General features: G+C 54.4%; 24 protein-coding genes and 1 riboswitch. Of the genes, 13 read left to right on the top strand and 11 right to left on the bottom strand.

Annotation, left to right across the window (positions count from 1 at the left end):
• Position 1 precedes the first annotated feature (1 nt).
• The 5 genes from SLIT_RS05680 (at position 2) to SLIT_RS05700 (ending at position 4,849) form a co-directional block, all read left to right on the top strand.
• Entirely contained in the window at positions 2–709 is a 708-nt protein-coding gene (locus tag SLIT_RS05680; RefSeq protein ID WP_013029271.1) for an ABC transporter ATP-binding protein, read from the top strand.
• A gap of 24 nt (positions 710–733) precedes the next feature.
• Positions 734–1,357 (top strand): TetR/AcrR family transcriptional regulator, encoded by a 624-nt coding sequence (locus SLIT_RS05685; RefSeq protein WP_013029272.1) that lies wholly within the window; start codon positions 734–736, stop codon positions 1,355–1,357.
• A gap of 1,027 nt (positions 1,358–2,384) precedes the next feature.
• Entirely contained in the window at positions 2,385–3,455 is a 1,071-nt protein-coding gene (locus SLIT_RS05690) for a DUF6414 family protein (protein WP_013029274.1), read from the top strand.
• A 394-nt stretch (positions 3,456–3,849) separates the two neighbouring features.
• Positions 3,850–4,425, top strand: a complete 576-nt coding sequence (locus SLIT_RS05695) for an HU family DNA-binding protein (RefSeq protein WP_013029276.1) — start codon at positions 3,850–3,852, stop codon at positions 4,423–4,425.
• A gap of 184 nt (positions 4,426–4,609) precedes the next feature.
• Positions 4,610–4,849: a hypothetical protein gene (locus SLIT_RS05700; RefSeq protein WP_013029277.1), complete on the top strand. Its 240-nt coding sequence runs from the start codon at positions 4,610–4,612 to the stop codon at positions 4,847–4,849.
• A 46-nt stretch (positions 4,850–4,895) separates the two neighbouring features.
• Here the strand turns inward: SLIT_RS05700 and SLIT_RS05705 are convergent, their stop codons facing one another.
• Both SLIT_RS05705 and SLIT_RS16255 read right to left on the bottom strand, forming a co-directional pair.
• On the bottom strand, positions 4,896–5,192 hold the full coding sequence (locus SLIT_RS05705) for a DUF1840 domain-containing protein (protein WP_013029278.1): 297 nt from the start codon (positions 5,190–5,192) through the stop codon (positions 4,896–4,898).
• A gap of 134 nt (positions 5,193–5,326) precedes the next feature.
• Positions 5,327–5,461 (bottom strand): hypothetical protein, encoded by a 135-nt coding sequence (locus SLIT_RS16255; RefSeq protein ID WP_013029279.1) that lies wholly within the window; start codon positions 5,459–5,461, stop codon positions 5,327–5,329.
• 238 nt (positions 5,462–5,699) lie between these two features.
• Here SLIT_RS16255 and SLIT_RS05710 point away from each other — a divergent pair, with 238 nt between their 5' ends.
• Positions 5,700–6,356 (top strand): thiopurine S-methyltransferase, encoded by a 657-nt coding sequence (locus tag SLIT_RS05710; RefSeq protein WP_013029280.1) that lies wholly within the window; start codon positions 5,700–5,702, stop codon positions 6,354–6,356.
• 48 nt (positions 6,357–6,404) lie between these two features.
• Here the strand turns inward: SLIT_RS05710 and SLIT_RS05715 are convergent, their stop codons facing one another.
• The 8 genes from SLIT_RS05715 to cydP form a co-directional block, all read right to left on the bottom strand.
• Positions 6,405–7,676 carry an NAD(P)/FAD-dependent oxidoreductase gene (locus tag SLIT_RS05715; RefSeq protein ID WP_013029281.1) on the bottom strand — a complete coding sequence of 424 codons (1,272 nt, stop codon included), beginning with the start codon at positions 7,674–7,676 and terminating at the stop codon, positions 6,405–6,407.
• A gap of 150 nt (positions 7,677–7,826) precedes the next feature.
• Entirely contained in the window at positions 7,827–7,991 is a 165-nt protein-coding gene (locus SLIT_RS16055) for a hypothetical protein (RefSeq protein ID WP_013029282.1), read from the bottom strand.
• Positions 7,992–8,019: 28 nt separating this feature from the next.
• Entirely contained in the window at positions 8,020–9,477 is a 1,458-nt protein-coding gene (locus SLIT_RS05720; RefSeq protein WP_013029283.1) for an NAD(P)/FAD-dependent oxidoreductase, read from the bottom strand.
• Between the two features lie 54 nt (positions 9,478–9,531).
• Positions 9,532–9,825, bottom strand: coding sequence for a cyd operon YbgE family protein (locus SLIT_RS05725; protein ID WP_013029284.1), 294 nt, complete (start codon positions 9,823–9,825; stop codon positions 9,532–9,534).
• Positions 9,822–9,941: a cytochrome bd-I oxidase subunit CydX gene (cydX, locus tag SLIT_RS15550; protein ID WP_013029285.1), complete on the bottom strand. Its 120-nt coding sequence runs from the start codon at positions 9,939–9,941 to the stop codon at positions 9,822–9,824. The genes SLIT_RS05725 and cydX overlap by 4 nt, the downstream gene beginning before the upstream one ends.
• 15 nt (positions 9,942–9,956) lie before the next feature.
• Entirely contained in the window at positions 9,957–11,096 is a 1,140-nt protein-coding gene (cydB, locus tag SLIT_RS05730) for a cytochrome d ubiquinol oxidase subunit II (protein WP_013029286.1), read from the bottom strand.
• Positions 11,097–11,110: 14 nt separating this feature from the next.
• Entirely contained in the window at positions 11,111–12,676 is a 1,566-nt protein-coding gene (locus tag SLIT_RS05735) for a cytochrome ubiquinol oxidase subunit I (RefSeq protein WP_013029287.1), read from the bottom strand.
• A 9-nt stretch (positions 12,677–12,685) separates the two neighbouring features.
• Entirely contained in the window at positions 12,686–12,865 is a 180-nt protein-coding gene (gene cydP, locus SLIT_RS05740; protein ID WP_013029288.1) for a cytochrome oxidase putative small subunit CydP, read from the bottom strand.
• A 208-nt stretch (positions 12,866–13,073) separates the two neighbouring features.
• On the opposite strand from cydP, the gene SLIT_RS05745 reads away from it, so the two are divergent.
• The 7 genes from SLIT_RS05745 (at position 13,074) to SLIT_RS05775 (ending at position 18,105) form a co-directional block, all read left to right on the top strand.
• Entirely contained in the window at positions 13,074–14,384 is a 1,311-nt protein-coding gene (locus SLIT_RS05745) for a sigma-54 interaction domain-containing protein (RefSeq protein ID WP_013029289.1), read from the top strand.
• Between the two features lie 40 nt (positions 14,385–14,424).
• Entirely contained in the window at positions 14,425–15,132 is a 708-nt protein-coding gene (locus tag SLIT_RS05750) for a class I SAM-dependent methyltransferase (RefSeq protein ID WP_150102948.1), read from the top strand.
• Positions 15,133–15,197: 65 nt separating this feature from the next.
• Positions 15,198–15,575, top strand: coding sequence for a hypothetical protein (locus SLIT_RS05755; RefSeq protein ID WP_013029291.1), 378 nt, complete (start codon positions 15,198–15,200; stop codon positions 15,573–15,575).
• A 115-nt stretch (positions 15,576–15,690) separates the two neighbouring features.
• On the top strand, positions 15,691–16,428 hold the full coding sequence (locus SLIT_RS05760; protein WP_013029292.1) for a M90 family metallopeptidase: 738 nt from the start codon (positions 15,691–15,693) through the stop codon (positions 16,426–16,428).
• 92 nt (positions 16,429–16,520) lie between these two features.
• Positions 16,521–16,940 (top strand): hypothetical protein, encoded by a 420-nt coding sequence (locus SLIT_RS05765; RefSeq protein WP_013029293.1) that lies wholly within the window; start codon positions 16,521–16,523, stop codon positions 16,938–16,940.
• Positions 16,941–17,059: 119 nt separating this feature from the next.
• A riboswitch (cyclic di-GMP riboswitch) is annotated at positions 17,060–17,162 on the top strand.
• A 214-nt stretch (positions 17,163–17,376) separates the two neighbouring features.
• Positions 17,377–17,673: an integration host factor subunit beta gene (locus SLIT_RS05770; protein WP_013029294.1), complete on the top strand. Its 297-nt coding sequence runs from the start codon at positions 17,377–17,379 to the stop codon at positions 17,671–17,673.
• A gap of 105 nt (positions 17,674–17,778) precedes the next feature.
• On the top strand, positions 17,779–18,105 hold the full coding sequence (locus SLIT_RS05775) for a hypothetical protein (protein WP_013029295.1): 327 nt from the start codon (positions 17,779–17,781) through the stop codon (positions 18,103–18,105).
• 72 nt (positions 18,106–18,177) lie between these two features.
• Here SLIT_RS05775 and SLIT_RS05780 read toward each other — a convergent pair whose 3' ends face one another.
• The gene (locus SLIT_RS05780) at positions 18,178–20,904 is read right to left on the bottom strand and encodes a response regulator (RefSeq protein WP_013029296.1); all 2,727 of its coding nucleotides are present in this window, start codon (positions 20,902–20,904) and stop codon (positions 18,178–18,180) included.
• Positions 20,905–20,913 lie beyond the last annotated feature (9 nt).

The following is a 20,913-nucleotide window of genomic DNA, read 5'->3' on the forward strand; positions in this document are numbered from 1 at the left end:
CATGCGCGAACCGGCAATTCATATAGAGAATCTCAAGAAGCGCTATGGCGAAGGCGACACGGCTGTCGATGCACTCAAAGGTGTGGACATGACTGTATGGCCGGGCGAGGTGGTGGGTCTGGTAGGCCCAAGCGGCTCCGGCAAAAGCACCCTGTTAAAATGTCTGGGGGCAGTAATCGAGCCCACTGCAGGTCGCATGACGCTAGGCGGCCACACTATCTTTGACGAAAAATGGATGATCAATGACTTGCGTACGCTCAGGCGGGATCGAATCGGGTTTGTGTTTCAGGCACCGTATCTGATCCCATTTCTGGACGTTACCGACAACGTTGCATTGCTGCCGATGTTGGCGGGTATTTCGAATGCGGAAGCACGCAAGCGCGCAAGGGAATTGCTGGGGGCACTCGATGTGGGACATCGTGCCATGGCCGCCGTTTCACAATTGTCGGGCGGCGAACAGCAACGCGTCTCCATCGCGCGGGCGTTGTCCAACCATCCTCCCGTTATTCTGGCCGATGAACCCACTGCGCCATTGGATAGCGAACGGGCATTAAGTGTGGTGCGCATACTCAACCAGATGGCGGAGCAATTTCAAACGGCAATCGTTGTCGTTACCCATGATGAAAAGATCATCCCCACTTTCAAGCGCATCTACCATATTCGTGACGGGCGGACCTACGAGGAAGCGGGCGAAGGCAGACATGTATAGAGCAATAATTGAAGGAGATGCGTCATGAGTGAAAAAGAACCAAAACGCCGCTTAAGCACAGAAGAAAGACAGAGCGAGATCATTCGCGTGGCGGTTGAATTGGCTGCGGAAAAGGGTGTGGACAGCGTCACCACACAGGATATGGCCAATGCGATGCAGCTCACCCAGGGGGCGATCTTCCGTCACTTTGCAACCAAGGACGATATCTGGGTCGCAGTCATAGAATGGATACGCGAACGCCTGATGAAGGTATTGGACAAAGCCGCCACCGGCGCCACCGACCCATTGAATACGATCGAGCGCATGTTCTTCGCCCACATTGGTTTTGTCAGCAAGCATCCGGCCATTCCGCGCCTGCTGTTCTCCGAGTTGCTGCACAAGAAGAACAGCAAGTTGCGTCAACTTATCCAGGGAATAATTTCGGGCTATGAGGCCAGGATCGCCGGCTTATTGGAGGAGGCTAAATTGCATAAGCTGGTGCCGGGCGATCTCGACAGTCAAAGTGCAGCGGTACTCTACATCGGCATGATCCAAGGACTGGTCATGCAGTCGAACATCTTTGGCGGCAAGCTTTCTCTGCAACAGCAAGCAGAAAAAACCTTCCCGATATTCTTGCACGGAATCAAAACCCGCAGCAGCCCCATTTGATTCGACAATCAGGAAAGGTGTCTTACGACATGGTAGAAAATAGCGATAGCGCTGAATGTCTGCGTCTGCATTGACGCCCAATCATTTTGCAGTACCATCAAGTGGCTAATGACCACGTTACTCCAGCTTTACGAAGTTCCTGCGGATGACGTTTTCGTTATAACAGCTAAAGCCAGTTGTCCCTATTATTTCTGGCAGCTTTTACGATGTCCCGCTTGAGCCGACGGTCATTTCAGCAAATCTCAACAGTCCTGAGGTTATAAGCGTGAAGTCGAAAAGTTATAAACCGGACACTCAAACATACTAAACCGTCAGTTATTTTGTGGAACCGTCAGAGTCCGCAATGGTGGGAGGAGGAGACGGTCGGGGGGCCTAGCCCGCGTTTCCTCTTTGGGTCGAAAGTGAAAGTTCGCCAGAGTCCGGTTTGCGGCAACAAATTCATTAAGAGCTATGACCGGAGTGGCCGAATAACTGCCGCTGAATACCCTACCGATATTAGTCCCGACCGACTATATTCCCAGAGCATCTCAATATTTAGCAGCTTTAGCGCACTCCGACAGACTTTGCATCAGTCTTGCTAATTTTGGGGGTTGTTAGAAACAAGGAGTTAGCCACGCAACTCCGACAGACTTTATTACTTGGTATCAAATGGAATGATGGAGATAGATAATGAGTAGCAATATCGTGTTGGTGTTGATATGGGTTTGGTTGATAGGATTTCTTGGCACGCTGATTTACTTGCACAAGAAAAAATATTTCCCGAAATAGTTCTGGAATAAGTCGAAACGCTCCCTTCATGGGAGCGTTTTTTGCTTGGTGCGACTATCAGCTTTGCTTATATGTAGTAGTTCAGACTGTCATCTGACAGACGTCGTCCGATGCTCGGCCGTACCTGCCGTCATAACTCGAACAGCGTTACGTCTGTTGAGATTCTCAAAGCGGACATATCCGAAGTTCATTTGTGTCCGCACTTGCCATTTACTATTATGCGGACGCGTGCGTCAGCATAATAACTGTTAGGTGCTCAATGCAACTCTATGACTTCATCTACGTAGACCTCGAAAAGGTCATCTCGATTTACAGCCAAATGACCGGGGGAATCGTCGAAGCTCTTGAACGAAGCACTGAGAACTCGCGCTCTGCTGACAATAAGCGTAGCTATGACTTTAAGGTATTAAAGCATGACGCCGGAGGAACTACGAATGACAGAAGCGCAGTGAAGGAGGTCATCAAGCCACATCACGCACTTCTTGCGGAGACAGAAGAGGCGCTTGCTACCAATGGCTACCTCGTCGATTTAACTGATCCGATGGTCGCAAAATCCTTTCGCGATCCTGAGTTTCGCGCCCAATTGAAAGAAACATTCTGCATCAAGGTTCGTGGCCGCGCTGTATTTGAAGACTACGAGCGCATGAAGAAGATCGCAGCCGACTTTCCTGAGGTGGTCAAGTTGATCAACAAGAGCAGCGAGTCTAGCCTGTTCTCATCACCCGAATATATTCAGATTAAGTCGAAATTGGATTCGGCTGAGAAAGCGCTCAAGTCAATCAAAGATCGTAATGAACGTTCTCGCGAGGAGCAGCGGATCAGTGACGTGCGAAGAGAACTCGCTAAGCTAGTCGCCTCGGCTACCAAAGTCGGCATGGTAGATCAGTGGATTCTTGACGGAGTGAAGACATGGATTGATGCGTTCTTGCCAGGCATCGTGAACTTCCGCGTCTATCCAAACCCAGAGCTACCGGACGAGCACGTCTTTGGGCATCTAAAGAAGCGCTGCTTTGAGGATGCCGAGTTTGGAGCTCTCCACTTCACCTATGGATCGTTCCCTACCGAGAACTTAACAATGATTGGAGTCATCACGTCTGTCCCTGCGGAAGGCGGCGAGACATTTAGCCCCCTAGCCGAGTTCGAGAAAAGTGATCTGGCCGACTACGAGACCGTCGAGAATGGATTCCGAGGTGTTTTCCGAGGCTTCGATGGGATGGAACGAATGGTTCGTACATCTCGCTTTCCTCGGATTCTTGTTCAGCCATTGACTGTTTATCGTGGTGTCAGACCCAACCCTTCGTTCCGGCGGGCCGCCTCTGGCGGTCGATGAACTCAAACGTTGCTTGCATTTTAAAGGGGCCTGGCCCCTTTTATTGGCGATTTCTCTTTATTGACTTGATAGTGCAGTTGTCAATTGACAACAACACTCAGCCTGTTATGATGACCCAAAGATTCTGGGGTAATTAATGTCTCATTCAAAGAAAGAAGTGAATGCCGCAATTGAATACGCCAAGAGCAAGGGCTGGCGAATTGTAGAAGGAGGCTCCCACGCATGGGGACAGATGTACTGCCCATACAATGACAGCGAATGCCGGTGCGGCGAGTTTTGCAGATCCAGTATATGGAGCACGCCGAAAAATCCAGGCAATCACGCAAAACAGATTCGCAGAATCGTAGACAATTGCATCAGGCTTAAGGCCGATGAACAGGACAAGGAGTAAGCCATGAAAGAATATGACTTCGAGCTCAAATTCTCTCTGCCAAGTCCGGACGCCGATCCGGAGCAGTTCGTGAATGCACTTTATGAAGCGGGCTGTGACGATGCTACAGTTGGCTTAGGTTTAAAAGGTAGAGTGGCATTAAGTTTTACAAGAGAGGCACCTTCAGCGCAGGATGCTGTTGCATCGGCAATTGCCGACGTAACGAAGGCCATCCCAGGTGCCAAGATGATTGAAGCCACCCCCGACTATGTTGGCGTTACCGACATTGCGGGCTTCGTTGGCTGCAGCAGGCAAAACATTCGAAAAATTTTGATAGAAAACAGCTTAGCTCCGACACCGGTACATAGCGGCACGACGGTAATTTGGCATCTAGCTAACGTCCTTGATTGGCTGAAGCACAAAGGAAGCTTCAAGATCGAAGATCAATTGATCGAGATGTCATTCGTAACTATGAAGGTCAATGTTGAAAAAGAAGTGGCACATGTCGCGCGTATTGGTCGCAACCCTATTACTGGCGCCACTATCAAGATCAAGTCAACAAAGCGTCAGCAATCGCCTTCAAAGCAAGCGCAGGCATAAAACATTTAGTAATTCCGTACGAAGTTCGAACCAAAGCTGACATCCAAACTCTTCCCTGAAAACGTCAGCTATGGCCGAATCACAGTACATTCGATCAAGTCGTCCGTTTCTTAAAGCGAATATTGGTGGATAATTTGCCTCAGGCCGGAGATCGTCCGGAAACCAATCCCCAGAGAAATTCGCAATGGAATATGTAATCGTTGGTGTAGTCGTGTTCGTTCTGGTCGTCGTCATCCTGTCGGCGCGGGGCAAGGATAGTGCTGTCGATGCGCTGGTCAGCGAACACGGTCTGAGCCGCTCCATGCTCAGTCCCTTGAGCGGCATGGAGATTGCAAAGCTGAGGAAAGAGATCAAATCGCTGGAGAACGGCAACAACAGGGCGGCGCTGAAGAAGCTGCTCGCGCGATACAAACTGACTGAATAGGCGCTGGACAATCGCAAGTCAGGGATAGAGCGGGCTTAACGATGGCTCATTTCCATGTCACATAGCTTTTTTCTTTCACTGCGGCAGCAAGCAAGTTCAGCAAAGGCATTGCTCGATGGGCAATGCTTACTGCGGGCTCATCCTCGCTCCTGGCGGCAGGTAAGGGAGATGATCTTTCTGCATTGATGGCCGCTGTCAGCCGGTTCAGCGCTTCAGGAACATCCTCAGCCCGAATGGCGCCGGGCACGGTTGCGCTGTGTCCCATCATTCTCAGCATGCTGAGTGCGACATCTCCGAACATGGTGATGTCGGCATAGGCGTCCGTTGTAAAAGTCACCAGCATTTCGCTCTCCTTGAGGGTGTTACGTGCTGATTTTGGCCGTTCGATCCGGATTGCTTCAGCGTGCGGCCAATACCGGCTGGGAGCCGTCGAGATTCATCAGTCTGTTGTTGATAAAACAAATTGAAATATTGACTCTAGCCGTCTTTCAACAGGACATATAAGGCAAAAAGAAACATGGTCACGATTGTCGTGATCACCATCTTCATGGTCTTCTCGGTCTTCTTTTTGTGAATCTCATACAGCTCTTCGGTGCTGAGTCTTTCGTTCAAAATAACCTCGCGATTTGAATGGTTCTGCCAGGATGGTGCATATTAGCAATATGTCTGCTGTTTGACCGGCAACCGAATGTTGGTTCCCTGCGAGAATCGGTTAATATTTCAATGAAGATTTTGGCAACAACCAGTCCATGGATCTTGCAGTCTGTTATGGGTGCTGCTGTCAGAACTGGTGCGGTGCAGGCTCGATAGCCAGTGCGCCTTTTAAAATGACATTTGCAGGAGTGGATCGATGAAAAAGGATTTTTGGCTGGAGCGTTGGGAGCGGGCTGAGACGGGTTTTCACCAGAACGAGATCAATCCCTATCTGCAACGGCACTGGCAGGAATTGCATCATGCCCAAGGCGGTGAGGTGTTCGTGCCGCTGTGCGGAAAGAGTCTCGATATGATCTGGCTCAGGGAGCAGGGATGTTCGCCACTGGGGGTGGAGATCAGTCCCATCGCTGTGCAATCCTTCTACAAAGAGAATGGATACAGTCCCGAACTTGTCGCCGGCAACAAGTTCGAGAGATACGAAGCTGGCGGCATCAAGATCCTGTGCGGTGATTTTTTCGACTTGGGCAAAAAAGAGCTGGCGAATGTGCGGGCGGTTTACGACCGCGCATCGCTGGTGGCGCTGCCTCCCGAGATGCGCGAGCGCTATGCACAACATCTGGCAAGCATCCTGTCGGCGGGGACGCAAATCCTGTTGATCACTTTCGATTATCCGCAGGCTGAGATGTCGGGGCCTCCATTTGCGGTATCCATCGAGGAGGTGGAGTCGCTCTATAGGGATCGGGCCGAGATTCGCTTGTTGGCACACCATGACGTGCTGGCACAGACTCCGCGCTTCAAGGAGCGCGGGTTGAGCCGGTTGCACGAGAATATCTTCCTGCTCACGCTGAGATGACCGCTCGGATCGCGCCCCGGATCGATCATTGGCTTTGTTGCAGGCCTGCTATTTGATCCGGTAGATACCCAGTGCCTTGAGTACGTATTTTTCATAGACCGGCTCTGAGGTGCCGGTCTTCATCTTGCGCATGAAGTATTTCTCGAACGCGATCTTGGCCAGATGCACCCATTTGCCTTTCTTGGCCCAGGTGACATTGCGGGGCGGGATCTGCGGCAGCGCGACAAAAGCCACGCCGGTGTCTCCCATGTCGGCCAGGCATATGGTGTTCCATGTGCCGGTGGTCACGGCAGCGCGGCCATCGAGTTCATCCTGTATGTTGTGCACGATGGCGGAGACCATCGATTCGATCATGTAGCCTGTCTTCGGTGTTCCGACCGGCACCGGCGTCGGTTCCACCGGCGGTATCGCGATGCACACTCCTGCCGCGAAGATGTTGTGGTATTTCGGGCTGCGCTGATGCTGGTCCACGATCACCAAGCCGGCCGGGTTGCATAGACCGGCGACATTGGTGACCGCAGGCACGCCGCGAAATGGCGGCAGCATCATCGAATAGTTGAAATGCAGCACATGGTTGCGGACCTTCTCGCCGTAAAGGTCGTATTCCTCGACATGCATCTTGTCTGCTTCTACTTTGACGGTCTTGGCATTGGTGATCCACTTGATGTGGCGATGGCGCAATTCCGATTCGAGCAGTCCCTTCGAATCGCCGACACCGCCCAGCCCGAGGTGGCCGATATAGGGTTCGGGGCTGACGTAGGTGATCGGTACCTTGTGGCGCAGTTTGCGGCGGCGCAGGTCGGTATCCAGCGCCATTGCATACTCGTATGCAGGGCCGAAGCAGGATGCGCCCTGAAACGCGCCAACCACCACATGGCCCGGATCCTTGAGGAATTCTTCGTATGCGTCGTATGCCTCGCACGCGTGGTCGACGGTGCAGACGGACTGCGTGTACCCGCCATTCGGTCCGGAGCCATCGACCAGTTCAAAGGCCAGGCGCGGTCCGGTGGTGATCACCAGATAGTCGTAATCGAGGATTGTTCCATTGGCCAGATGGATGCGGCTGGTTTCGGCATCGATCTTTTCAGCGGATGATGCGATGAGGGCTATGCCTTTCTTTTCCAGGCACGGGCGCAGATTGAAGGTGGTGTCTTCGCGTTTGCGCCAGCCGAGCGCGACCCAGGGGTTGGAAGGAACGAACTGGAAGGTTTCGGATGCATTGATGACCGTGATCCGGTGCTGCCTGCCCAAAGCTTCGCGCAATTCATACGCTGCGGGTGTTCCGGCGGTACCGGCACCGAGGATGACAATGTGTGCCATGTTCTTCCTCCAAGGATTCAGGCGCAGGCTCTTCCTTTGCAGATCGCCAGAGCTGCCCGGGTGTTGCGGGATAGGCAGTAGGTATCAGCTGCCATAGTCGGATAGGTCTTTCTGCAACTGAAAGGTCTCCAACTACGGCAGGGCCGGGATTCAGTGATGCGATTTCGCCATCAACTTGAGTATCTTCAGATTGATGACGAGAAAGCGGACACCCTGCCATACGAGCGATGTGCGCATGTAGCGGGTGAATCCGGTCGGGGCCGGAGGGTAGTAAGCCTGCTGGTAAGGCTCTCTGTTGGTGATCTTGTTTGCCATGTCTTGCTCCTGAAATCGTTTTGAATAATTAATCCGGGATGATCGACCAGCCCGGCTTCAGCTTTGCCTGGTAGATGAATGCGTGATGCAGCAGATATTTCATCCAGTGGCCGGCCAAGCCGATCTCGCCGAAGGTCAGGTCGATGTCGCGACCATAGTCCGGGTATTTCTCGAAGTCCGGCACGACCGGGAAGACCGTCATCGTGGCTGCGGTACCCTTGAAGAAGTCTGCTCCGGTAGAGGCGACGCACGCGGCGCCCATCTCCGCCATGGAAGCCGTGTGGGTGGGTTTTTCCGCACCGTTGAGCATGTCGCGGATGCTCATGGCGACTGCCTTGGCCATGGCCGCGGATGGCATCCCGGTTCTGGGGGCCGTCGGATTGATGGGGGTCCCGTTCGCGCTTTGCATCGGCTTGCTGATCATGTGCGGTGGCGCGAAGGCGATGCCGACGGCGAAGATATTGCGGTAAGCCGGTGTCTGGTAGGTCTTGGGCCAGTCGCGGGCCGACCATTCCAGATAGGGGCGAGCAGTGTAATCCGCGTCCACCTTCATGAAACCATTGGGGGCAAACAGCTGCGCGGATATGTCTGCTCCAGCCTTGTCGTAAGCCTTCAGCCCGACCCCGGCGAATGGCGGGATCAGCATGGAGAAATCGAACTCCAGTTCATGGTAGCTGCCATCCAGCGTCTCGTAATGGATCTTGCCGGCTTCGACCCTGGTCACGTGCGCACGGGTGATCCATTCGATGTTGCGCTCGACCATCAGCGATTCGGCGAAAGTCTTGCCGTTGGTGACGTAGCCGCCGCGCTTGATATGCACGCCGCCCATGCCGAAGTCGCCCAGCTCGTATTCGTTGCTGAGCCAGACGATGCGGGCCTTGTCGCGCACGCCGGCTTCGCGCAGCATATGGTCCACGTTGTAGATGTATTCGAATGCGGCGCCCTGGCAGGTGCACATCCCGTGCCCGGTGCCGATGACGATGGTGCGGCGCTCGCCTGCGCGCAGGGCGTCGATGACGTGCTGCAGTTTCTCATTGGCTTCCAGTGCGTGGCTGGAAGTACAAACGGATACCGTGTGGCCGTGCTCGGGGCCCAGTCCCGGAGTGGCGGCAAAATTCAGTTTCGGTCCTGTGGCATTCACCAGATAGTCGTAGGTGATGTTCTCCTGCACACCGGCCTTGGCGGGATGGGTGTACTCGACGGTCACGAACGGGGAAGGATTTTCGGCATTGCCCTCAGGATGGATCGCGAGTGCCTTGGCCTGGCGGAAGTTCACCCGGGTCTTGCTGTACACCTCGGTCAGGTCGAAGGTGACTTGCTCTTCCTTCATCTGTCCGACACCCACCCAGATATTGGAGGGTATCCAGTTCCACTTTGCATTGGGCGAGACAACTACGACCTCGTGCTGTTTGCCTACCCATTTGTTCAGATACCTGGCGACAGTGTGACCTGCAATGCCTGCGCCCAGAATTACGATACGTGCCATTTCTTTTTCCTCAAATTATTGATTCAGTCTGATTCGATTTCGTGTGCCGCTTTGTCAGCTGTTAAGCAAGAGCCATAGCCCAAGACCCATCAGTGCCCATGCCACCCAGGGCCCGAACAGCAAACGCCACAGCCTGGTTTCAGGGATGAAACCCACGCCGTGAATGAACCCGGCACAGATGCCCAGCATCGTCAGCGACAGCATGCCGTGGCTGGTATGGCCGAGTGCCCTCGGATAGGTGAGGATGATCCCGGTCAGGGCCAGCGCCAGCAGCAGCGACAGCATGCGCGGCAATGCTGCATAGATGCCGCCATGCGCGGCTGGTACTGTTTCCTGGCGCACGGTCATTCCTTGTCGCTTGATTCTTCCTTGGTGACGCAAGCTTGCGCGTCGCACATCATGGTGTTGACGATGGCCAGCAGAATGGCCATCGAGACTCCCAGTATCCAGGCGAAATACCACATGTCATATCTCCTTTATCAGTATGCTGACTTGTCGTTGGCGTTGATGAATTCGGCAGTGACCTTGCCCGACATCTTCTTGTAGGCCCAGCTGGTGTAGACGACGATGAGCGGCAGGAAGATCACTGTCGCACCCAGCATCAGGGTCAGCGTCAGTTGCGAGGAGACGCTATCCCACACCGTCAGGCTGGAACGCGGGTCGGAACTGGACGGCATGATGAACGGGAACAGCGATACCCCGGCGGTGCCGATGATGCCCAGCATGCCCAACGAAGAGCTGACGAAGGCGGTCAGCGGTTTGTTGAACCAGGCAGCTGCGATGGCCAGCAACCCGCCGGCGAAGCCGATGGCGGGAACCAGCTTGGCAGCCGGATACAGGGTGTAGTTATGCAACCATGCACCGGCCTGGGTGACCACGGTCTTGTCCAGCGGGTTGGGCAAGGCATTGCCGTCGATCACGCTGGTGATCACATAACCCTGGATGCTGTTCGCCAGCCAGATGCCGGCAAGTGCGAAGGTGACCAGTGTGAGTGCGCCGAACACCAGCGAGGCGGTGCGCACGCGGCGATACACATCCCCTTCGGTGCGGATCATCAGGTAGTTCGCACCATGCGCGGTGATCATCGCCGTGCTGACGACACCGGTGAGCAGCGCGAACGGGTTGAGCAGGGCCCAGAAGGTGCCGGTGTAGAACGAACGCAGGTCATTGTCGAAGTGGAACGGCACGCCTTGCAGCAGGTTGCCGAACGCCACGCCGAAGATCAGCGGCGGGACGAAGCCGCCCACGAACAAGCCCCAGTCCCAGGTCTTACGCCAGGTCGGGTTCTCGATCTTGCTGCGGTAATCGAAGCCTACCGGGCGGAAGAACAGCGCCCACAGCACGGCGAGCATGGCCCAGTAGAAGCCGGAGAAGGCAGTGGCGTAGACCAGCGGCCAGGCGGCGAAGATGGCACCGCCGGCGGTGATGAACCACACCTGGTTGCCGTCCCAGTGCGGGCCGACGGTGTTGATCATGATGCGGCGTTCGGTGTCGTTCTTGCCGGCAAAGGGCAGCAGGGTGCCGACGCCCATGTCATGTCCGTCCATGATGGCGAAGCCGAGCAGCAATGCACCGACCAGCAGCCACCAGATGATTTTTAACGTTTCATAATCGAGCATGGTTATCTCCTAGTTCAGATAGTGGCGGTTGCGGTTTGTTCGGAGTGGTAGCGTCCGGTACCCAGGCTGCCCGGTCCCTTGCGCGCGAACTTCACCATCAGGTACATCTCGATGACGAGCAGTCCGGTGTAGAACACGACGAAGCCGGTGAGCGATCCGTACAGGCTGCCTACCGACAGGCTGGAAGCCGACAGATGGGTAGGCAGCACGCCGTAGATGGTCCACGGCTGGCGACCGTATTCAGCCACGAACCAGCCCAGTTCGGCGGCGATCCACGGCATCGGGATGAACAGCATCGCCCAGCGCAGCAGCCAGCGCTGCTTGAGGAAGGTGCCGCGCACCGTGTGGTACAGCGACAGGCCGAGCAGCAGGGCGAAGGCAAAGCCCAGCGCGACCATCACGCGGAAAGACCAGAACAGCGGTGCGACGCGCGGCACCGTGCTGTCGACAGCCTGCTGGATCATTTCCGGTGTCGCCTTGGTGACGTCCTCGGTGTATTTCTTCAGCAGCAGGCCGAACCCCAGATCCTTCTTGTGGTCTTCGAACACCTGTTTCGCTGCGACATCGTTCTTGTTCTTGCGCAGTTCTTCCATCGCGTTCACTGCGAGCAGGCCGGACTCGATGCGTTTGCGGTTCTTCTCCTTGATCTCGGCGATGCCCGGGATCTCCTTGCTGAAGCTGCGCGTGCCGATGATGCCCATCACATAGGGGATCTGTACTTCAAAGTCGTTGCGCTGTTCCTTCTCGTTGGGGATGGCGAACACGTTGAACGCGGCCGGTGCCGGTTCGGTATGCCACATCGCTTCCATGGCCGCCAGTTTTGTCTGTTGCGATTCGGAGATGGTGTAGCCGGATTCGTCGCCGAGCACGATCACCGACAGCGCGGAGGCGAAGCCGAAGGCGGCGGCGATGCGGAACGAGCGGCGTGCGAATTCGATATCGCGTCCCTTGAGCAGGTACCAGGATGAGATGCCGAGCACGAACAGCGAAGCGGTGACATAGCCGGCGGAGACGGTATGCACGAACTTGGCCTGTGCGGTGGGGTTGAAGATCACCTGCCAGAAGTCGGTGAGCTCCATGCGCATGGTGGTGTAGGAGAACTCGGCGCCCACCGGGTCCTGCATCCAGCCGTTGGCGATCAGGATCCACAGTGCCGACAGGTTGGAACCGATCGCGGTGAGTATGGTGACCATGAAATGCTGGCCCTTGGTCAGGCGGTCCCAGCCGAAGAAGAACAGGCCGATGAAGGTGGATTCGAGGAAGAACGCCATGAGCCCCTCGATCGCCAGCGGTGCTCCGAAGATGTCACCGACATAATGCGAATAGTAGGCCCAGTTGGTGCCGAACTGGAACTCCATGGTCAACCCGGTGGTCACACCGAGCGCAAAGTTGATCCCGAACAGTTTGCCCCAGAATCGGGTCATGTCTTTGTAGATCTGTTGTCCGGTCACCAGGTATGAGCCTTCCATGATGACCAGCAGGAAGGTCATACCCAGGGTGAGAGGAACGAACAGGAAGTGATACAGCGCGGTGACCGCAAATTGCAACCTCGAAAGGTCGACCAGTTCAGTGCTAATCATGCATCCTCCTCATGGTGTCGTAGTGTTGTGAGTCTGGGTTCGCAGAACCGCGCTGCTGACCTGTTCCGGTGTCAGCGTGCTTTCGCCGCCGCTGAAGAAGATCCACCAGATGGCCAGCAATCCGGCGAGCTTGATTGCGGTCACGATGGCGATCTTTCTGGCAAGCGGTTGCTCGTGAAAAAGTTTCATCTGCGCTCAAAGGTTAGTTTCCCCGCTGACCCTAATGCAGTATCTGTGCCATCGACCGGCACATGTTTTTAATGCCTTGTTAATGAATGGTTTTAATTCGTTTGAATATGGATTCTGGTGGGCAGCGATAATTGCGGGCATGTCAAAAATGGCAGCTCATTCTGCTAGAATGAATAAATAACTGACATATTTGTTAAGGTAATGATTCATGAGCCATAGTTCTATTTCCGAGCTGATGTCCTATCTCGATACGCTGGCGGAACCACGCATCGTGCTCGATCGGAGCTACAACATCATAGGCGCCAATCGCGCCTATCTCAGTTATTACCATGTGGGCGATTTGCCCATCGCCGGACGGCATTGCTATGAAGTGTCCCACCGCTATAAGCGTCCCTGCGACGAGGAGGGCGAGTCCTGTCCGCTCAAGTCCAGCCTGCAGAGCGGACAACCGCATCGGGTGTTGCACATCCACCACACGGTGCGCGGGGACGAGCATGTGGACGTGGAGTTGACGCCGATACGCAACGCGGAAGGAGAGATCGAGTATTTCGTCGAGATGATCCATACCGTGCGTGCCGGCAGCGCTTTGCCCGAAGGGGAGTTGGTAGGACGTTCCGCAGCGTTCAACCGGATGCTGGAACAGGTGACGAGAGTGGCGCCGTCGCAAGCGGACGTGTTGCTGCTGGGCGAGTCCGGCACGGGCAAGGAGCTGGTGGCCCACGCGGTGCACGACGCCAGCAAGCGTGCGACGGGGCCATTCGTCGCGGTCGATTGTTCCAGCCTGCCCGAGAACCTGTTCGAGAGCGAACTGTTCGGCTATGAGAAGGGTGCATTCAGTGGCGCGAACCAGCGCAAGCAGGGACTGGTCGAAGCCGCCAGTGGCGGTACGCTGTTCCTCGACGAGGTGGGCGATATCCCGCTGGGTTTGCAGGTGAAACTATTGCGGCTGCTGGAAACCGGCACCTATCGCCGGGTGGGGGGCGTCGAGCCTTTGCGCTCGGATTTTCGCCTGGTTGCGGCTACCCATCGCGACCTCAAGAAAATGATCGCCGAGGGAAGTTTCCGCCGCGATCTGTATTACCGCATCAGCACTTTCCCGATCCTGCTGCCGTCCCTGAGCGAACGGATGGAGGACTTGCCGTTGCTGATGGAGGCCTTGCTGAAGCGCATCAGTACCGATCATGCGATGTCTATCCATCCCGCCACGCTGCTGTGCCTGTCCAAATACGATTTTCCCGGGAACATCCGCGAATTGCGCAACCTGATCGAGCGTGCGACGCTGCTGGCAGACGGCGATGTCCTGCTGCCCGAACATTTTCCCGATCCTTGCGAAGAGAAGCAGGATTCATTGCACTCTGGTCAGAGCTTCAGCCAGGTCATGACGCTGGAGGAGATGGAAAAGAGTTATCTGGAATGGCAGGTTCGGAATTCAGGGCTGGGCCGCAGGGAATTGGCAGAGCGGCTGGGGATAGGCGAACGGACCCTGTTCAGAAAATTGGGCAAGCTGACCAAGATATGAGTTATTTATGGAATTTGAAAATATGCCTCTTGCAACTGCAATGAAGATATCCGAACCAGGCTATGACCGGGTTTGCGATGAACGGGATATTTACGAGCGTCTGCTGCCTCTCGAAGATGCGGACATCCTCGAGCTCGGCTGCGGCAAGGCCGAAAAGACCTTTGCCATCGCAGAACGCGGAAAGGCAAACAGGATCGTTGCGCTGGAAGTCGACGAGATCCAGCACGCAAAGAACCTGCAGCGCAAAACTCCTTCCAATGTGAGTTTTCAACTTGGCGGAGCGCAGGCGATCCCGGTCGGCGATCGCTCCTTCGATATCGTGTTGATGTTCAAGTCGCTGCATCATGTACCGCTGGCGCTGATGGATACGGCGATGGCCGAGATACATCGAGTGCTGAAACCGGGCGGGATGGCGTACATTTCCGAGCCGGTCTTTGCCGGGGAATTCAATGAGATCCTCAGACTCTTTCATGACGAGCAGGCCGTGCGGGCAGCCGCTTTCGCCGCTGTTGAGCGTGCAGTTGCTGCTGGCAGCTTCGAGCTGGCGAGTGAGACCTTCTTCGATACGCCTGTCCATTTTGAAAACTTTGAACAGTTCGAAGAGCAGATATTGAAGGTGACCCACACACAGCACCGATTGGCACCGGAGCTCTACCAACAGGTAAGGCAGAAATTCATGCATCACATGAAAACTGATGGAGCGAGCTTCAGGACACCGATACGGGTAGACTTGTTGCGCAAGGTCTGAAGCGCAAGAAGCAGGCAATCAGGTACATTCCGGCATATCGTATACGACTGCAACGAGGATCGGGCATGCAAAATACCATTGAGATATCGGGCAAGAAAGTGCTGGTGGAATGGAGTGCGGCTGCGGATAAGCAGATGCGATCGCTTGCCGAACCGTTGTGTGTCGAGATGGAGCTTTACTTCAGTTGCCTGATCAGAAAAGCAGTTCGTTTCGGCGGAAACGCGCATTCGGGAAACTTTACTTTGGCAGCCCCGAAATTGTCAATCGGGTTTCGACCGGTGATGACAAAGATCTGCCGCGTCAGCGATGTCGAAGGAGCTCCGCCACTGGAAGATTTTCCTATCGTCAGGCCGGAGGCCTTCGTGCCGAAACGGCTCGCCATCGACTACCGCAGCGGGAAATCGCTGGGCGAGTTCTTCCTGGACAAATCCACGGTGGCATGATGCATGGCCGGTCACCTGGCACGGAAGCGGACAAGAGCAAGTTGTTCATGAAATTCCAATAACTCCAGACATCTTCCAATTGAAATCATTAGGCAACACCTTGCGGCGCTGGAACATGCGTCGAATTCTGCGGCGGAATCCGATCCCTCAGCATATCTGGCACAGTGTTACCCGCCATGCTGTAGTGTTGCACGAGCTGGATGCAGTGCAAATGGCACACCTGCGCGAACTGGCGACATGGTTCTTGCATAGCAAACAGATCAATGGGGTGCAAGGCCTGGATGTGACATTGCCCATGCGTGTAACTGTGGCTGCCCAGGCCTGCCTGCTGATCCTGAATCTGGATGTCGATCATTTCGACAATTGGGTTGAGGTCATTCTTTATCCCGGTGCGTTCCGGGTTCATCATGAACAGGTGGATGCCGTGGGCGTGGTGCATAGCGAAGCAAGCGTGTTGTCCGGCGAATCATGGTTGCGCGGACCGGTGATCCTGTCCTGGGACGACGTGGAGCGGGATACCCATGATTGCCAGACGGGGCGGAATGTCGTGCTGCATGAGTTCGCGCATAAGCTGGATGGCCTCAATGGAGCTGTGAATGGCATGCCACCATTGCGTAGCGGCATGAGCAGGAAAAGATGGGCCGAGGACCTGGGGGCAGCTTATGCAGTCCTTTGCCGGCAAGTGGCGGCAGGCGATCCTGCCTGCATCGACCCTTATGCTGCCACCAGCCCGGCTGAATTCTTTGCGGTTGTGAGCGAATATTTCTTTGCGGCACCGGCCATTCTGAAAAAATGCTATCCGGATGTCCACAGACAACTGGAGCTGCTTTATCATCAGCCGGTGTCGCGTTGAGCCATCGGCAGTTCAGCGGGAGAGCGATATGCACGAGCGCTATCCTGTTCGGATGCCTGATGCGGAATTGAACTACTGAAAGAGAGAGTCACATGAGATTTTTGCCCGGATCCCCAGCACAGATAGCCGGCTATCTGTCGCTGCTGAGCGCATCGCTGGTTGTTGCCATTTGGCTCATTCTTCTGTTTGCGGCCATACCGTCAAATCTGACTGTCGCAGAAGCAGTCATCGACCAGCTCCATTTTGTTTTCTCGGCAGAAAACCAGGCGCGGTTGAATTTCATCTGGCTTGCCATCCTGCCATTGTTATCTATCCTGATCGGCAGTGCATATTTGCTGAAACTGGCGCGTTCAAAGGCGATTGCAGTCTTCCTGTTTGCGGCGACCTTGTCGATTGGATTGATTGTGCTCGCTTTCAATCCATTCAGTCTGGCGATCATTTTTCTGCTGCCGGCATTCTGGGGGTGGAAATGCATCGAAGCATTTCAGGACCAGCCACGGACAGGCAGCTGAATATGGCCTGAAAGCCACACTCGCAAGATATTGACATTATTGGCGGATCGAATGGCGGGTTTGACAGTTCCCGCCCGATAACCATAGAATCCAGGCGCAATCGTTGATTTACACATCAACGCCTGCAAGGGCAAACCCGTCGAAAGGCGGGGACGCAAAGTTTCCGGGCTAAAGGACATGTTCCTATTCGACATCAGGTCGAGTGCCAGCGGGGCTGCCAGGTAATCTGATCCATTTCTCTTTATCGATCGGCATTCTGCTTGCGCGGATTCTTTGCGTATAACCTGAGGAGTTTTATTAACGAGGTTTATATGGCAGTGGATACCCGGAAATTTTCTTGCAGACAACAAGATTCGTCGATTGATTATCGCAGCTGTCGATCTGGAAAACTGCATCACAGTGGCATAGGGAATATATCGGTCGAGGCATTTCCATCATGACGCGATCAGAACTGATACAACAGCTTGCTTCCCGTCATCCCGAGCTCACCTCAAACGACATCGAGATGAGTGTCCGCCTCATCCTGGATAAGATATCCAGCGTTCTGGAAAACAAGGCAAGAGTCGAAATACGCGGATTCGGAACCTTTGCGACCCTGCATCGTCCGCCGCGCAATGGACATAATCCCAAAACAGGCAAGGTGGTCAAGGTGCCTGCCAAATATGTGCCGCATTTCAGGGCGGGCAAGGAATTGCGTGTACGAGTCAATCACGGTAACTCCAGCATCCGTTAGGTATCGCTTATGGGCATAACGGTAGCACCAATGAATTACACATCAGTGAAGTCAGGTCCGCCCGACATGCATCAGATGCTTTCGAGGCTGGCATAATTCATCATCATGGGACGCCGCAATCACTACCACGTATATGTGATCGAGCTGTCGAAGGACGTTCTTTACGAGGGCAAGTTCAAAAGATGCAATCCCGGTTACATCATGGGCAAGCCTTGTGTCTACGTCGGCATGACAGGACTGGACCCCGATGTGCGTTTCGACAAACATAAGGCAGGCATCCAAGCCAATCGCTATGCCAGGGAGTTCGGGCTGCGCCTGTTGCCAGACCTTTATGAAGCCTATAACCCGATGTCCTATGATGAAGCGTGCAACAAGGAGGTCGAACTGGGGATCGATTTGCGCTCCGCAGGTTTTGGAGTTTGGCAGGGATGAACCGCAGCCGCGGGACTTTCCACCCGATATTTCTGCTGTGCGGAAATTCCAGATGCGACTATAGGGCGGAACTCAACTTGTGCGAGCCTCGATAGCCAGGTCTATGGAGGCAATCAGATTCCTGATCTGCTGGTTGGCCTGAGCCAGCAAAGATTCAATATCGCCGAGTGATCCATTCTTGATGTTGTTTTCCAATAGTTCAGCCTGCTGTTGCAGTGATTCTGCGCCAAGAGTGCCGGCTATTCCCTTGAGAGTGTGTGCCAGTCTTTCAGCAGTTTTAGCATCGCCAGCCGCCAGTGCTGCCCGGATCTGGTCGGCAGTACTCAGTTGATTGACTCTGAACTTGTCGAGCAATGAATAATACAGGGCAACGTTTCCTCCTATGCGACGTACGCTAGTAGCCACTTTGACACCAGGCAAATCAGGTAAGGCTTCTGGCGCAGAAATTGCGGCTACGGGTGGAGGTTGGACAGTTTCAGCTTTCCGGGCAGGGCGCAGCCATTTGGCAAGCGTGGCCACCAGCCGGTCCGGATCGAGAGGCTTGCCGATATGGTCGTTCATTCCTGCTGCCAGAAAAGCATTTTGCTCGCTGACATATACGTTGGCGGTCAGGGCGATGATCGGCAGAGTGGCAAACTTCGGGTTCTTGCGGATTTCGCGGGTGGCGGATATCCCATCCATCACCGGCATCTGCATGTCCATCAACACTCCGTCGAACTGTTCTTCGTTCAGGCGTGCAATCGCTTCCTCCCCATTCTCGGCAACCGCAACCTTGATTCCGAATCCCTCAAGCAATTCCTGCGCGACTTGCTGGTTGATTTCGTTGTCCTCCACAAGCAGTAAATGTGCTCCGCGAACCTGGGAAACGAGTAGCGGATTGAATTGCGCGCCGGTAATCCTGAACTTTCCGGTCGCCGATTGATCCGGGCCGGAAATCCTGGAGATCGCATCGAACAATTTATTCTGATTGAATGGCTTTTCCAGCACGCCATCCACCACTTTGTTATTCCTGAGCGCCGGGGTGCCATTCTGACCATAGCCGGCAATCAGCAATATTTTCGGCTTGTTCTCCGCTTCGGTCATCGCGTGCAATTCCCTGGCTAATTCCAGCCCGTCCATTTCCGGCATCTTCCAGTCGAGGATGGCCAGGCTGAATGGCTTGCCATCCTTATTCGCCTTGCGCACTGTGCTTAATGCACTCCGTCCATTGCTGGCAACGCTGACATCGAATGAGAACGATTCGAGATAGTTTTTCAATATGCTCAGGCTGTTCTCGCTGTCATCAACCGCGAGAACACGCATGCCGTCAAACCCGGCGAACTCGGTTCGCGGAGCATTTTCACGACCTTTTGCCTTGAGGAAATTGGCGGTGAAGATGAATTTCGAGCCTGAACCTGGAGTGCTTTCAACCCAGATCTTTCCTCCCATCATTTCGATCAGGCGCTTGCTGATGGTCAGGCCCAGTCCGGTTCCGCCGAATTTGCGTGTGATGCTGGTATCGGCTTGTGTGAACGGGCGGAAAAGTTTGTCGATCTCGCTCTGCGACATTCCTATCCCCGTGTCTTTTACCGCAAATCGCAGAACGACCTGGTCACCTTCTTCCTTTTCAAGGTCGATACTGACTACAACCTCGCCCTTTGCGGTGAACTTCACCGCGTTTCCCGCCAGATTGATCAGTACTTGACCTAACCGGAGCGGATCGCCGACCAGCACGGAAGGAACGTCCGGTGCGGTCTCCAGAAGGAGCTCGAGATTCTTTTCATGAGATTTGGCCCACAAGATAGTGGAAAGGTTGCCCAATACCTCATCCAGCTCGAAGGCGATGCGATCCAGCTCCATCTTGCCAGCCTCGATCTTTGAAACATCCAGAATATCGTTCAGGATCCCCAGAAGAGATTTGGCCGAACTATGGATCTTCTGCAGATAGTCTTGCTGCTTATCGGACAATTCGGTTTGCAAACAAAGATGGCTCAATCCTATGACCGCATTCATCGGTGTGCGCAGCTCATGACTCATGTTGGCGAGAAATTCATCCTTGATATGGCTGGCTGCTTCGGCATGGCTTCTTGCCTCCTCGGCCGATTTCAGTTTTTGAATCTCCTGCTCGAGTTCGCTGTTGACCAATAACAGCATCTTGTTGCGGTTCTCCACTACCCTTTCCAGTACTACGATGCCGCGGTTGACCAGTAAAGTCAGTATCGCAATGACGAAAAGCATGACAGAACCGATGATGGCGCCTGAACCCTGTGCCCTATCTGATCTTCGGATCGCCTTGTGTATGGTTTCCTGGAATTCTTTTTCCGCGGCATCCCTGTAGGACACGGCGGATAACGAATAAGCATTGCGCAATTCGCGCAACTCGTTTATTTCCTGCTGACTGGGTGGGTTCTTTTTGGCCATCATTCTCTGGGCCACATTGAAAGCCAGGATATAGAAGGTATTGAAGTCCGATTTCAACTTTTCGATTTCGTTCGTATGGGTCGGATCCATCCGTTCCATCGAGTCATATCGGTTCAAAATTTCAGACGACTTGGCCTTGGCGCCCTCCAGATAATCCACTTCACCGGTTGCGGCTGCCGCATTTAGCGATTCCACCACGCCGTCGAAACTTTTCAGGTTTTCCCCCGCGGCATAGAGCGTCGGGAACTGAGCGTCGCGTATCTCTTTGAGCAGCGCATTCCCACCAGACAGAACCAGCGAAGAGTAGATCAGGTAGGCGACAAAACTGAATGTGGCAACCGCTGGCACCAGCAGCAATTTGAGTTTCAATGGATAGTTGCTGAATTTGCTCAATTTCACGGTGGGCGC

The sequence above is a fragment of the Sideroxydans lithotrophicus ES-1 genome (assembly GCF_000025705.1).
GTDB classification, from domain to species: Bacteria; Pseudomonadota; Gammaproteobacteria; order Burkholderiales; family Gallionellaceae; genus Sideroxyarcus; species Sideroxyarcus lithotrophicus.

Excerpts from the sequence above, each read along its gene's own strand:
- SLIT_RS05695 (WP_013029276.1), top strand. The coding sequence starts at position 3,850 with ATGAAAGAATATGACTTCGAGCTCAAATTCTCTCTGCCAAGTCCGGAC.
- SLIT_RS05680 (WP_013029271.1), top strand. The coding sequence starts at position 2 with ATGCGCGAACCGGCAATTCATATAGAGAATCTCAAGAAGCGCTATGGC.
- SLIT_RS05715 (WP_013029281.1), bottom strand. The coding sequence starts at position 7,676 with ATGGCACACATTGTCATCCTCGGTGCCGGTACCGCCGGAACACCCGCA.
- SLIT_RS05755 (WP_013029291.1), top strand. The coding sequence starts at position 15,198 with ATGCAAAATACCATTGAGATATCGGGCAAGAAAGTGCTGGTGGAATGG.
- SLIT_RS05765 (WP_013029293.1), top strand. The coding sequence starts at position 16,521 with ATGAGATTTTTGCCCGGATCCCCAGCACAGATAGCCGGCTATCTGTCG.
- SLIT_RS05775 (WP_013029295.1), top strand. The coding sequence starts at position 17,779 with ATGGGACGCCGCAATCACTACCACGTATATGTGATCGAGCTGTCGAAG.
- SLIT_RS05735 (WP_013029287.1), bottom strand. The coding sequence starts at position 12,676 with ATGATTAGCACTGAACTGGTCGACCTTTCGAGGTTGCAATTTGCGGTC.
- SLIT_RS05690 (WP_013029274.1), top strand. The coding sequence starts at position 2,385 with ATGCAACTCTATGACTTCATCTACGTAGACCTCGAAAAGGTCATCTCG.
- cydB (WP_013029286.1), bottom strand. The coding sequence starts at position 11,096 with ATGCTCGATTATGAAACGTTAAAAATCATCTGGTGGCTGCTGGTCGGT.
- SLIT_RS05705 (WP_013029278.1), bottom strand. The coding sequence starts at position 5,192 with ATGCTGGTGACTTTTACAACGGACGCCTATGCCGACATCACCATGTTC.
- SLIT_RS05770 (WP_013029294.1), top strand. The coding sequence starts at position 17,377 with ATGACGCGATCAGAACTGATACAACAGCTTGCTTCCCGTCATCCCGAG.
- SLIT_RS05720 (WP_013029283.1), bottom strand. The coding sequence starts at position 9,477 with ATGGCACGTATCGTAATTCTGGGCGCAGGCATTGCAGGTCACACTGTC.
- SLIT_RS05685 (WP_013029272.1), top strand. The coding sequence starts at position 734 with ATGAGTGAAAAAGAACCAAAACGCCGCTTAAGCACAGAAGAAAGACAG.
- cydX (WP_013029285.1), bottom strand. The coding sequence starts at position 9,941 with ATGTGGTATTTCGCCTGGATACTGGGAGTCTCGATGGCCATTCTGCTG.
- SLIT_RS05710 (WP_013029280.1), top strand. The coding sequence starts at position 5,700 with ATGAAAAAGGATTTTTGGCTGGAGCGTTGGGAGCGGGCTGAGACGGGT.
- SLIT_RS16055 (WP_013029282.1), bottom strand. The coding sequence starts at position 7,991 with ATGGCAAACAAGATCACCAACAGAGAGCCTTACCAGCAGGCTTACTAC.
- SLIT_RS05745 (WP_013029289.1), top strand. The coding sequence starts at position 13,074 with ATGAGCCATAGTTCTATTTCCGAGCTGATGTCCTATCTCGATACGCTG.
- SLIT_RS05700 (WP_013029277.1), top strand. The coding sequence starts at position 4,610 with ATGGAATATGTAATCGTTGGTGTAGTCGTGTTCGTTCTGGTCGTCGTC.
- SLIT_RS05760 (WP_013029292.1), top strand. The coding sequence starts at position 15,691 with ATGCGTCGAATTCTGCGGCGGAATCCGATCCCTCAGCATATCTGGCAC.
- SLIT_RS05725 (WP_013029284.1), bottom strand. The coding sequence starts at position 9,825 with ATGACCGTGCGCCAGGAAACAGTACCAGCCGCGCATGGCGGCATCTAT.
- SLIT_RS05750 (WP_150102948.1), top strand. The coding sequence starts at position 14,425 with ATGAAGATATCCGAACCAGGCTATGACCGGGTTTGCGATGAACGGGAT.
- cydP (WP_013029288.1), bottom strand. The coding sequence starts at position 12,865 with ATGAAACTTTTTCACGAGCAACCGCTTGCCAGAAAGATCGCCATCGTG.